5 protein-coding genes are annotated in these 13196 nt (G+C 40.4%); 4 read left to right on the plus strand and 1 reads right to left on the minus strand.

From position 1 onward, the window contains the following. Window positions 1–21: 21 nt before the first annotated feature. The gene (locus BMX56_RS27700) at window positions 22–564 is read right to left on the minus strand and encodes a Crp/Fnr family transcriptional regulator (RefSeq protein ID WP_177183945.1); all 543 of its coding nucleotides are present in this window, start codon (window positions 562–564) and stop codon (window positions 22–24) included. 659 nt (window positions 565–1223) lie between these two features. Between BMX56_RS27700 and BMX56_RS27705 the strand changes: the two genes are divergently transcribed. The 4 genes from BMX56_RS27705 to BMX56_RS27720 all read left to right on the plus strand — a co-directional run bounded on the left by BMX56_RS27705 (window position 1224) and on the right by BMX56_RS27720 (window position 13185). Further along, window positions 1224–2915, plus strand: coding sequence for a cellulase family glycosylhydrolase (locus tag BMX56_RS27705; RefSeq protein WP_090652967.1), 1692 nt, complete (start codon window positions 1224–1226; stop codon window positions 2913–2915). A gap of 356 nt (window positions 2916–3271) precedes the next feature. Further along, the gene (locus tag BMX56_RS27710; protein WP_255369941.1) at window positions 3272–7468 is read left to right on the plus strand and encodes a hybrid sensor histidine kinase/response regulator transcription factor; all 4197 of its coding nucleotides are present in this window, start codon (window positions 3272–3274) and stop codon (window positions 7466–7468) included. Window positions 7469–8365: 897 nt separating this feature from the next. Beyond that, window positions 8366–11539 carry a SusC/RagA family TonB-linked outer membrane protein gene (locus BMX56_RS27715; RefSeq protein WP_090652968.1) on the plus strand — a complete coding sequence of 1058 codons (3174 nt, stop codon included), beginning with the start codon at window positions 8366–8368 and terminating at the stop codon, window positions 11537–11539. A 29-nt stretch (window positions 11540–11568) separates the two neighbouring features. Further along, window positions 11569–13185: a RagB/SusD family nutrient uptake outer membrane protein gene (locus BMX56_RS27720; RefSeq protein WP_090652969.1), complete on the plus strand. Its 1617-nt coding sequence runs from the start codon at window positions 11569–11571 to the stop codon at window positions 13183–13185. Window positions 13186–13196: the final 11 nt, after the last annotated feature.

Below are 13196 nucleotides of genomic sequence, written 5' to 3' on the forward strand. Positions count from 1 at the left end.
ACGGAGCTGTTTATTTTTAAATTATTTTTGCGCCCTTATAACACTTAGGGTTTGCTGGGTAATGCCTAAATAAGAGGCAATATGCCCAAGTGGCACCCTTAATAAAATGTTTGAATAATTTTCTGTCATCGATTTATAACGCTGTTCTGCGGTTTGAAACTGCAACGAAAAAAGCTTATCCGAAAATTGTTTTATAGTCTCTACCGATGCCATAAAAGCAAATCTTTTAAATGCGTCGATTTCGTTAAATAAAGTTTCAAATTCCCTGAACTGAATGGTACGTAATGTTGTTTCTTCAAGAACCTCCCTGCCATATGGGTCGGTTTTGTTAAAGTAAATACTCTCCAGCGACATTGTGAAGGTATTTTCGTCAAAAAAGAAATGGGTGATATCTTTTCCGTCTTTGTTATAAAATGTACGGATCATTCCCTTTTCAATAAAGTGGACTTTTTGAGAACGGTTGCCCGGATCAGTCAACGTTGTCCCTTTAGGGTAAAACTCCCGTTTGAAGGCTGCATCAATGGTACTGCTTTCTTCTGCAGTAAGTTTTATTTTGGTATTCATGTATTGGGCCAATTCCATATACTCGTTGAAGGGGAAACGTTATAACTAATTGAATGCCAAATATACTACATAAGTATAAGTTTATTGAGGCAAGTATCAAAAAGCAAGACTAATCTGTTTTGGTGGATTGAATAAGCTTATTATAGATTTTTTCCGGCATTAACCCCTATCTGAGTTCTTTTCTTTTGTTTAAGGTCGTCAATATTTGTACCTGTACATTTGCCTGTAATATTAAAAAAGTGCCCCAACCAAGAGTTCCGCCATTACCTTAGACGTAGGAAATTTTGCCAATTTGAACATTTCGTGCCCTATTTATTCACTTTTGTACCCCTTCATCCATTTTTTCGGTCTATATTTTTGGCTGCCCGATCAATAAACCTGAGTGCGTTTTCAAAGTAATGACAACTATTTTCTTCCGGATATGGAACGAAGGTGCTGTTATTGAAACGAAGGCGATATTATCCGCTATCATTTTTATGGCAGGGAACAAATAAAACTAATTGCCAATTAAATTATCTATCTAATTCAAGTATCGCCAATATAGTTTTATGCATTTGATGATCATGTAATAAGGCGGCTAAATGGATCTTTTACATCCACGATAGCCTACGCGCATTTCATTTTTATCGCTTTTACAAGAAACCAATTTTACATTAAATATGAGAACACTAAACTATTTTTTCGGCATCGCCATCGTTCTGGTGGCGTCGGGATGTCACAAGCAGGAGACTCCCGGTTCGGCAGTTACACCATTTGTCAAAACCAGTAAAAAGACGTTGACTGCTACCAGCTACCCGAGTTACAACATTTCGCCACTTCCGCCCGATCAAACAGGGATGACAAGTACGGCAGTTCAGCTCGCTGCAAACATGACATTAGGATACAACATCGGCAACACAATGGAAGCCGCTCCTAATGAAAACGGATGGGGAAACCCCAATATTACCCAGGCGTTAATTGATAAGTTAAAGCAAAGCGGTTTTAATGCCATACGGATTCCTTGTAATTGGAATTGGTCACATGTACCTGATTCAACAACTGCAAAAATAGATCCGGCCTGGCTCGCCCGTGTGCAGCAGGTTGTTCAATACTGCGTTAACGACGGCATGTATGTGATATTAAATATACATTGGGACGGTGGATGGCTGGATGCCAATATTACCACCGCCGCGCAAGCTGCAGTTAATGCCAAACAAAAGGCACTTTGGGAGCAAATTGCAACGCAAATGCGTGGTTTTGACCAACATTTGATTTTTGCCAGTGCAAACGAACCCCCTGCTTCAGATGCCACAGGGATGAGCATTCTGCTGTCCTATCATCAAACTTTTATCAACGCGGTCAGATCAACCGGCGGGCATAACAGTTATAGAACTTTGCTTATCCAGGGTCCGAGTACAGATATCGTGAAAACAAACAATCTGATGAACACTCTTCCCTCAGATCCCGCATCCAATCGTTTGATGGTTGAAGTGCATTACTATACCCCTTACAATTTTTGTTTGATGGACGGAGACGCATCATGGGGTAACATGTTTTATTATTGGGGTTCGGGGTATCACTCAACCACCGATCCTACGCGTAATGCCACCTATGGCGAAGAGTCGGACCTGAACGGATATTTCCAGTCGATGAAGACGAAGTTTGTTGACCATGGCATCCCAGTTGTAATGGGCGAATTTGCAGCGGGGCGTCGCTCTCTTACAGGAGATGCGTATGATCTTCATATAGCTTCCAGAGCTTATTGGTATAATTATGTTATGCACCAGGCATTGGCAAACGGAATGCTCCCGTTTCTTTGGGACACCGGTTCGATCATTGACAGGTCGACGTACGCTATAAAAGATCAACAGCAGTTAGCTGCGCTTGTGCAAGGAACACAGACAGCCTCCTCCTCCACAATTCAGGTTGGAAGCGTGTATCAGATAGTTAACAGGTTTAGTTTTAAAGCTTTGGAGATTGGCGGCTGGGCAAGTGCTAACGGAGCAACAGCAGATCAATGGGATTATTTGGGCGGACAAAACCAACAATTTAAAGTGCAAGCCGGGAGCGGCGGCCACTATTTGTTAACGCCTATGCATACAAGCGGGAAGTGTCTGGAGATATATAATTGGTCTGGCGCTAACGGAGGTATTGCCGATATATGGGCTTATACAGGTACGGGCGGTAATAATCAAAATTGGATACTTCAGGCAACTGATAATGGATACTACAAAATTATAAACGTAAATAGTGGGAAAGCCCTCGAAGTTGTTTCATCTTCAACAGCAACTTCACTCAGAAATGGTACCGCGGTTGATCAATCGGACTACACCGGTGCCAAAAATCAGCAGTGGGCGTTTGTGAAAATATGAAGCATAAACGGGTACAAATCCATTTATGCAATGTGTTTAAAAATCGCTGTTAACCCAGTTCAAAAAATTAAAGACATCACAATAATAACTGTGATTTAGTTGAAGAAAGACAGGTCAATGCGTCCGGGGTGCGATACGGGCGCATTTTTTAAGAGATCATAATAATATTGTGATTGTAATTGAAAAAAGGCTGGTCAATGCGTCCGGGGTGAGATACGGACGCATTTTTATTTTAATAACCCGTCCTTTGAAAATCGACGTAAAAGTTGACACATGTCCGCTTATTATACAACATTTGTGCTACCTTAGTTTACTAACTTTATAGAAGTTAATCTGTTGATTTTGGGCTTTCGATAATGATCTCCATTCGCGTAAAATATTATTTTTTCCTTTTAGTTACATTAATTTTTGGATGTATAAATGTTTTTGGGCAAAGCAGCCAGTACCGGTTTTCGCACCTCGATATTAGCGATGGCTTATCGCACAACCAGGTTAATTGCATTTTTAAAGATTCGAAGGGCTTTATGTGGTTTGGCACTGCAGCTGGCCTCAACCGCTATGATGGTTACACATTTAAAGTATTTAAGCATGATGTAAATAGTAAAACGTCTGTTAATAATGATTATGTAGACAAAATTTTTGAAGGCCCTGATAAAAAGTTGTGGATATTTAGCCGCAGCGGTTTTTGTTTTTACGATCCCGAAACAGAGCGATTTAGCAGTGATATGCAGCCGTTGCTCCGTTCTTTAAAGCTCCCCGCTTCTTCCAATGTTTCTAAAATAGTGCGGTCGGGCCCTGCCGATTTCTGGTTCTTATTCCCCGATGGTATTTACAGATACAATGCTATAACCAGGCAAACCAAACGCTATTATCATAGCGTTAATTCCATGCCATCGTTATACGCAAATTCCATTGCCGACATTACCACTGATGCGAAGGGCAATGTATGGATTGTTTACAGCGAGGGCACGGTAGAGATGTTTGATGTTAAGCTCAACAAAATTGGCTACCGCACGGATGTTTTTAATAAGGCAACCAATAATAAAAACGGGGCCTACTCTTTAACGGTCGATAGCGATAATGATTTGTGGTTTTATGCACCATACGGTGGGTATGGTGTGTTTTACTATAAACCTTCAACGGGCATTTTGCGGCATATCGATAGGGAATCGGCCGGGGCAAAGTTAAAAGGGAATGCCATTAGCAGTATTATTCAGGCCGATGACGGCCTGATATGGATTGCCATTGACCATGGTGGTATAAATATACTGGACAAAAAGAACTTTAAAATCACCTACCTGCTTAACCGCGAAGATGACCCCACATCATTAAAGCAAAACAGTGCAATACTCTACAAGGATGTTTCAGGTATTATATGGGCCGGTACTTTTAAAAAGGGGATAAGTTATTACCATAAAAACATCATTAGGTTTCCTCTATACAGGCATTTTGCCTCAGACCCGGGTAGTTTAAGTTTTAACGATGTTTACAAATTTATAGAAGACAAACAGGGAAACTTGTGGATTGGCACCAATGGTGGCGGCCTGATTTATTTTAACCGCAAAACAGGCAAGTTTACCCAATATAAGCATGACCCGGGAAACGCAAATAGTTTGAGTAGTGACATTATTGTTGACCTATGTGTTGATCATGATCAAAAATTATGGATAGGTACCTATTTTGGCGGGTTGGATTGTTTTGACGGAACCACATTTACCCATTACAAACATGATGATAAATTAGCCAACAGTATTGCCGAAGACAAGGTATGGAGCATTTTGGAAGATTCGTCGCACCGTTTATGGATAGGGACGTTTGCAAGCGGGCTTGAAATTTTCGACAGGTCCAAAAATATATTTTACCATCCTTTTAAACAGGGTGAAATAAAGTCACCCATGATAATAACCATGTTTGAGGATAAGCGGGGCAACATATGGACCGGAGGATATTTGGGTATTGATGTAATATTAAAAAATGGCAAAGGAGTAACTCACTACAGCTCAAATGGTAGTAATACCAATAGTTTACTTGACAACATGGTAAACAATATCAATGAGGATAGCCGTGGTTTGATATGGATATCAACGGCAAGTGGGTTAAGCGTTTTCAATCCCAATACAAATACTTTTACATCGCTCACCAAAAAAAATGGACTGCCGGCGAATTCAATATCGAATACGCTGGAAGATAATAAAGGAACGATGTGGGTAAGCACTTCAAATGGGTTGAGCCATATTACCTTAACACCAAAGGCGACTGGTTTTAATTTCCGGTTCGAAAATTTTGACGAAACGGATGGCTTGCAAGGCCGTGAATTTAATATGAATTCCGCTTTAAAAACACACAGCGGCGAATTGATATTTGGAGGTGTTGACGGTTTTAATATTTTTGACCCTAAAAATTTAGAACCCAATGTTAATAAGCTACAATTAATATTTACCGATTTTCAGCTATTCAATAAAAGTGTATCAGCCAATGAGGCTATTAACGGGCACGTAGTGCTATCAAAAGTAATATCGTTAACTAACAATATCATACTTAATCACAGCGAAAATATTTTCTCGATAGAATTTGCCGCCCTTGATTTTTTCAACCCCGGTAAAGTAAAATATCAGTATATGCTGGAGGGATTTGATAAAGGTTGGGTAAATGCAGATAGTAGGACACGAAAGGCTAATTATACTAACCTGGATGGGGGGGATTATGTATTTAAGGTGCGGGTATCCAATTCCGGGGGCGCTTGGAATCCCAATTATATTTTGTTAAAGATCAAAATATTGCCGCCATTTTGGAAATCAACTTTTGCATATGTTGTTTACGTCGTACTGTTTCTGGGCATCCTTTTGCTTATCCGGCAACGCGGTATACAAAAAATAAAAAGACAATTCACGGCTGAACAGGAAAAGCAGGAAGCAAAATTACTAATCGAACAGGAGCGTAAGGAGGTTAAGCGTATGCAGGAGCTTGACCAACTGAAAACTAAATTTTTAACAAATGTAAGCCACGAATTCAGAACACCCCTTTCGCTGATCATGGCGCCGGTTGATAAAATGCTTACCCGTGCCGACCAGGAACAGAAACAACAGTTGGGCATGATAAGAAAGAATGCCAGACGATTATTAAACCTGGTAAATCAGCTGCTTGATTTTCGTAAGATGGAAGTTCAGGAGTTGAAATTGCATAGCAAGCCCGGCGATATTGTGAAATTCATCAGCGAAATAAGCATGTCATTTACAGATATTGCCGAAGAAAAAGGGATTGATTTTGTCTTCGATACCACGATTGATTCGTTGTTTACCAGCTTTGACCATGATAAGATAGAAAGGATATTGTTTAACCTGCTATCAAATGCCTTTAAATTTACGCCATCCGGCGGCCAGGTAAGCGTTCTGCTCAATGTGGATGGGAAGACCGCTGACGCCCCGCTTGAGATTAAGGTGATTGATACTGGTATTGGTATTCCGCTTGAAAAACAAGGTAAAATTTTCGAGCGTTTTTTTCAACACGATATTCCTGAATCGATGATTAATCAAGGCAGCGGCATCGGCCTGGCAATTACACATGAGTTTGTGAAGATGCATGGAGGAGAAATAACGGTTGAGAGTGTGCCAGATCACGGCAGCTGTTTTATCATTAAACTGCCATTTGTTATTTATGCAGGGCTGGAAACGGATATAGTAGCCGGCGACGAGGCTGATATTGAGAATCCGGGTGAAGATAGCCACAATGAAATTAAAACCGTACCAAAACAGCAACGGGCAAATAAAATGCCGGTGGTTCTTTTAGTTGAGGATAACGATGATTTTCGTTTTTACCTGAAAGACAATTTAAAAGAAATATTCTTTTTAATCGAAGCTTCAAACGGAAGGGAAGGCTGGCAGAAAGCTCTTTCGCAACATCCGGATATTATTGTAAGCGATATCAGTATGCCCGAGATGACAGGAATTGAGTTATGCAAAAAACTAAAGAATGATAAACGTACATCGCACATTCCCGTTGTTTTGCTAACCGCATTAACGGGTGATGAAGAACAAATAAAAGGTTTGGAAATTGGTGCTAATGATTACATGACAAAACCGTTTAATTTCGAAATACTTCTTTCAAAAATCAAAAATATCTTAACCCTTCGGGATACCTATAAAAGGACATACAAAAAACAAATGGATGTGCAATTACAGGAAACACCTTTGCCAAATGAAGATGAGAAACTGTTAAGGAGTATAGTAGAATATATAGAACTTAATATCTTAAATGATAGCCTATCGGTAGAAGAATTGAGCCGCAAAATGAACATGAGCCGCGGATCGTTGTATAATAAAGTTTTGATGCTTACGGGCAAATCCCCGGTTGAATTTATCCGTTCAATAAGGCTAAAAAAAGCGGTGTATTTACTCGAGAATAGCCAAATGACAATTAGCCAGATTTGTTACGAAGTTGGCTTCAATACCCCCAAATACTTTACAAAGTTATTCAAGGATGAGTATAAGACTCTTCCTTCTGCCTATATCAGTTCTATCCGCCAAAAGAAACTATCCGAAGCTGATGAACAATAGCTTTCACAAAGCAGGGCAAACACATCTAATTGGGTTAACATAACTTAACACATTTCAAATATATTTTTTATAAATATTTGATAATCAATACTTTGAATTTTAACATGGTTAACACTAAATGACCGCGTAATTTAGCCGAATCCCAATATTTGTACCGGTTGTTGGCCATTACAATTCCCTTTGGTAACTGGGGCATTTAAACAGGATCAGCCAATAGAAACAAGGTATCGTTTGATGCTTATATCTTCGCGACGCTATAAGCTTATTCCGTTAGCTATAATTAAATAACAGCTTATCGCCGTTAACTATTTAGATACGTTCGCCCTGTTTCACGTCGTTGTAACGCCGTTATCCATTTCGTGTTTGGCTCCAATTAGCTAATAGTCCACAAAGTCCTTCAAGGATTCCGTGGCCCTGAATTACTATATAAGTTTTTGTCGTGATATAAGGTGTAATGACTATGTTTTGATTTGTAATTTGTTTATTTTAAATGAGTTATGGTCGTTTGAACATTTGGTCTATATTTTTACTCAACTCTGCCACTTTCCATTTTTAAAGTTACCATAGTTTCATCCCCTGGAATATAAGTGTAATGTATTTAAAGATATTGCTTTTGTAAGATGTTCCACCAATTACCAATAGGACCAACAGTTAACTAATTTTTTGAATTACGTAATCATGTGTCTGGCTGTACCTGAAGTTTTTTAACTGATAGTTCGGGCAGTCGTCTTATATGAGGAAGCCAACAGCAAATAGTTTCAAAAAGTTGTTTTTGGGTATTTGTTTATCCAAAAAGATTATGATAACAAAAATAAATTATGAATGAAAAAAAAACCAATTAAGCACTAACCAAAAAACAAATGAATCAATTATCAAACCTTAAAATCCTATTACCAGATGGATAAAAATTTACAAAAGAGAGTGAAATACCAGATTTCATTAATTATCGCGGGCATATTTTTTTATATTTCTGCCCATGCACAAACCGTAAACATTACGGGTAAAATAACAAGTGCCGACGATGGTCAGCCAATACAGGGAGCAAGTGTTAAAATTAAAGGGACGGGCCTTGGATCTATATCCACCATTGATGGTAGCTATACAATAGCTGCTGAGCCAGGCAAAGTATTAGTTTTTAGCTTTTTAGGTTTTGCTAAACGGGAAGTAACTGTTAAACAAGCCGGAGCAATTAATGTTAGGCTGAATTCAACATCCAGTAACTTAAATGAGGCGGTGGTTATTGGTTATGCCAGGGTACAAAGAAAAGATAATACCGGGGCCATAAGTTCCATATCGGGTAACGAATTGCGCTTAACACAACCCACTACTTTTGACCAGGCCCTGCAGGGAAAAGTTGCAGGTGTAGTAGTGCAGCAGATATCAGGTCAGCCTGGTGGTGGCGTATCTATTCAGATACGTGGTGTATCCTCAATATCAGGCGCTAATGCGCCGTTGGTTGTTATAGATGGTGTTATTATTCCTCCGGCTACCGACCCTGGTCACGGTTCCAATCCCTTAAGTGGTATCAATCCTAACGACATCGAATCACTCGACGTATTGAAAGATGCATCTGCAACTGCCATATATGGTTCTCAGGCTACCAATGGTGTTATCGTTATTACCACAAAAAGAGGTAAAGCAGGGCGCCCAACAGTAAATTACGATTTTTATACCGGTTACCAGGAGATTCGTAACAGGCTCCCTACCGTGGACTTACAACAGTTGGCAACATTTTTGAATGCCCGCGCACAAGTTTGGGGCTACGGTACAAGGCCAGAATTAGCCAATCCGCAATATTTAGGTAAGGGTACCGACTGGCAAAGTGAATTATTCCGTAAAGCGCCGATGACCAGTCATACACTTTCTGTAAGCGGTGGTGATGATAAAACCCAATATTATATATCGGGGTCTTATTTCAACCAGCAAGGTATAGCGCTTGGATCCGCTTTCAAAAGATACTCGGTACGTTTGAACCTGGACACTAAGACCACTAAATGGTTAAAACTGGGAACCAGCCTTCAGTTTTTTCGTGTTTATGAAAACACAGTTTCCACTGATGGCGGTGTAATTGGCCAAGCGTTAAGCATGACACCCGATGTTCCGGTAAAAAACGCCGATGGTTCATATGGCGGTGTTGTTGCCACGGATGGTTGGGTACCGCCTGTTGCAAACCCTGTAGGCATAGCCTCGCTTTTAAAAAACGAATCTGCAAGATATGAAGCGTATACCAACGCTTATGCCGAAATACAGTTTACTACAGATTTGTCATTCCGTACAGAAGTATCTGGTAACTTTACATTTGGTACCCACGATGCTTTTAATCCGGTTTTTATATTTGGTAACGCATCTGTTAATGTCTCCAACCCCGTTAACAGCGCCAGCTCGGATATTAATCACGACTACAACACTACCTGGCGCCAATATTTAACTTTTAACCATAATTTCAAGAAATCTAAATTCAATATTTTAGGAGGGCACGAAGCAAATACAGATTATTACGAAAATGTAAGCGCCGGGCGTAAAAATTTCGTTTCAAATAATGTGCAGGCTATTAGTGCCGGTGATCCTACAGTTGTAACAAATGGTGGCGATCATGGTCCCGGTGGCTCATCGGAATCTTATTTCGGCCGGGTTAATTTTTCCTGGGACGATAAATATCTGATCACTGGTAACCTGCGCAACGATGGTTCTTCAAAGTTTCCGGTTGACCGTAATTGGGCTGTTACCTATTCAGGAGCATTTGCCTGGAAAATTAATAACGAGGCGTTTTTAAAAAGTGTAAAATCTATAGATGAATTGAAACTGAGACTTGGTTATGGGCTTACCAACAACCAGGGTATACCGGGCAATACTTATACAACCCAACTTACAACAGTTCCTACCGGTTTATCAGGTGTTTCGCAGTTTCAAAGCAATTTGCCAAATCCAGACGTAACCTGGGAAAAAACAAATTATTATAATGCCGGGCTTGACGCAACGTTTTTTAACGGCCGCATAAACTTGTCGTTTGATGCTTACGACCGCGAAACACACGGGCTTTTATTAAAAATTCCGCTTCCTGAATTTAGCGGTACTACTACGAATTGGTCGCCGGGGGCCATGGCTGCACCTTATGTAAACGTTGGTTCTATTCGCAACAGGGGGTTTGATTTCCGTATTAGCACTACTAATACCAACAGCAAAAACTTTACATGGAAAAGTGATTTTACCTTTTCACGAAATGTGAACACAGTACTCAGTTTAGGTTCTGGCGGAAGTGATGCCAGCTTAACAACTTCGGTTCAAAAAACCGTAGTAGGGCAGTCAATCGGCGAATTTTATGGCTACTTATATGATGGCATATTTGCAAAGCCAAGTGACTTTCAAAACCATGCCCGGACTGCTGATCAAAGCGGAAAACCTTATCCAATTACACCTGCTTTTGGCGGTATCTGGTACGGCGACCGTATGTTTAAGGACCTGAATGGCGATGGTATTATCGATACCAGAGACCAAACTTTCCTGGGCTCGCCTCTGCCTAAATTCCAATATGGGTTCAACAACTCATTTACCTACAAAAATTTCGGCCTGAATATCTTCTTCAGTGGTAGTTATGGCAACAAAGTTTATAACCAATTGGCTGTATCACAAACCAGTTCACAAAATAACACATCCTATTTTGTCCAGGTATTAGATTACGCGAAATATGCTATGGTAAATCCCCAAGGTTCATCATCTGATATTAACAACGTGTATATTTCAAACCCGAATACATCGGTTGTAGGTTTAAGACAGGATAACGTCACCAATTATAATAATCGCCCTTCTACTTTGTGGATCGAAGATGCTTCATTCCTTCGTTGTAAAAATATCAGGTTAGATTACAGTTTTCCGGAAAGCATGTTGTCGAAAATATTTTTGCACTCAGTCCGTGTGTACGCTAACGTATCCAACGTATTTGTAATCACAAAATATAAAGGGATGGATCCTGAAATTGGTACATGGAATCCCCTTCAGGGCGGTGTGGATGGCGGTAACTATCCTATGCCACGCGTATTTACTATTGGTGCAAGCCTAACCTTTAACAAATAAAATGATTACCAATTTTAAAAAGATATTTTATGAAACCAATTAATAAAATTGCACTTTTTTTGCTATTCGGAGCAGCAATTGCCGGATGTAAAAAGGAGTTCTTGAACCGTCCATCCAACTCACAAATCAGCTCTACTAATTTTTACAAAACCCCCAACGATTTAAGGTTGGCTACTGCCAGTCTGTATGGAGGTGCGCCTTGGGGCCAATGGCATTATAATGCTTTGCTGCAATTGGGCGATATATTGAGCGGTACCGGTCACGTAGGCTATAACGACGATATGGGGCAGCTTTTTAGTCGTACAATTACGGCGAATAATGGCATTTTAAATGAGGGTTGGACAGGTTTGTATATCGTGATCGGTCAATGCAATAATGTTATTAATGCCATACAGCAAACAGCGTCGGCATCTATCCCGCAGGCAACCAGAAATGCTGCTATTGCCGAAGCAAAGTTCATACGTGCGGTAGCCTATTATCACCTCGCCGTTTATTGGGGCGCTGTGCCTATTATTGAGGACAATTCCAAATTAATAAGCAACCCCATGCTTAGTCGTAATACTACTGCTGATGTATTTAAATTTATCACCATCGATTTAACTTATGCCGCCCGAAACCTCCCTTTAAAAGATGACAAAGGCAGGTTAACCACCTGGTCGGCGCAGGGAATGCTGGGCAAAGTGTATTTAACAATGGCTGGTGTGGGCAGCAAACAGGAAGGGCAGCGCAACCAAGCATTGCTGGACAGTGCAAAAAAATACGCAGGTAATGTGTGTAAAAACAGCGGATTAATGCTTCTTGGGCAGGATGATCCGAACCATCTCGGCTATTATAATCTTTTCCGGTCGCAATACAACGATAACCCCGAAGCATTGTTTGCTTTTCAGTGGTCGCCAGATCAAACGAGTTGGGAAACCGGTAACATGTATTTAACCTTTTCGCCAAGCAATGCTATAAATCCTCAAAAAAACGGTGCCTGGTTTGGCTTAGCCCCAACCTGGGATCTGTATAAGATGTACTCGGCTGATGATACAATAAGGCGCAAAGCCACTATTATGCTCAACGGAGATTATTACCCCGAATTGAATGCTGCAGGTGGTGGTTTTAAATCAACAGGTGTTGGTTTAAAAAAACACATCATTGGCAACGAAGTGGATAACAACGCGCCAACAATGACTTATACGTCATCCGTTGAGCACGACGCAGTGCTCAGGTTGGCTGATGTATATTTAGTGTATGCCGAAGCTATTTTGGGTAACAATGGCATTACTGTAGATATGGATGCCTTAACCTATTTTAATAAGGTGCGGACAAGGGCCGGCGTGACCCCTGTGACTAAGCTGGACGGTCCTACAATACTTAAAGAGAGAAGAATTGAACTTGCTTTTGAAGGACAATATTGGATAGATCTGGTTCGGTATTCTTTTTACAGTCCGATGGCAGCTGTGAAGTTGCTTAACGATCAGGATGCCACTCACAGCCGCCAAACATTTAGTTATGATGCTACAACGCGTAAGGCTACAAGGGATACTACTGCTGCTCCATCTGCGGTTCCGGCATCCATCAGTTCATTTACATTGCAAATTCCAGCGTCTGAATTATCTTCTGATCCGAAATTGGCAGCTCCACCGGTACCATATTATTAATTGAACCATTT

This window comes from Mucilaginibacter sp. OK283 (assembly GCF_900110415.1).
In the GTDB taxonomy this organism is placed as follows: Bacteria; Bacteroidota; Bacteroidia; order Sphingobacteriales; family Sphingobacteriaceae; genus Mucilaginibacter.

Excerpts from the sequence above, each read along its gene's own strand:
- BMX56_RS27705 (WP_090652967.1), top strand. The coding sequence starts at position 1,224 with ATGAGAACACTAAACTATTTTTTCGGCATCGCCATCGTTCTGGTGGCG.
- BMX56_RS27715 (WP_090652968.1), top strand. The coding sequence starts at position 8,366 with ATGGATAAAAATTTACAAAAGAGAGTGAAATACCAGATTTCATTAATT.
- BMX56_RS27720 (WP_090652969.1), top strand. The coding sequence starts at position 11,569 with ATGAAACCAATTAATAAAATTGCACTTTTTTTGCTATTCGGAGCAGCA.
- BMX56_RS27700 (WP_177183945.1), bottom strand. The coding sequence starts at position 564 with ATGAATACCAAAATAAAACTTACTGCAGAAGAAAGCAGTACCATTGAT.
- BMX56_RS27710 (WP_255369941.1), top strand. The coding sequence starts at position 3,272 with ATGATCTCCATTCGCGTAAAATATTATTTTTTCCTTTTAGTTACATTA.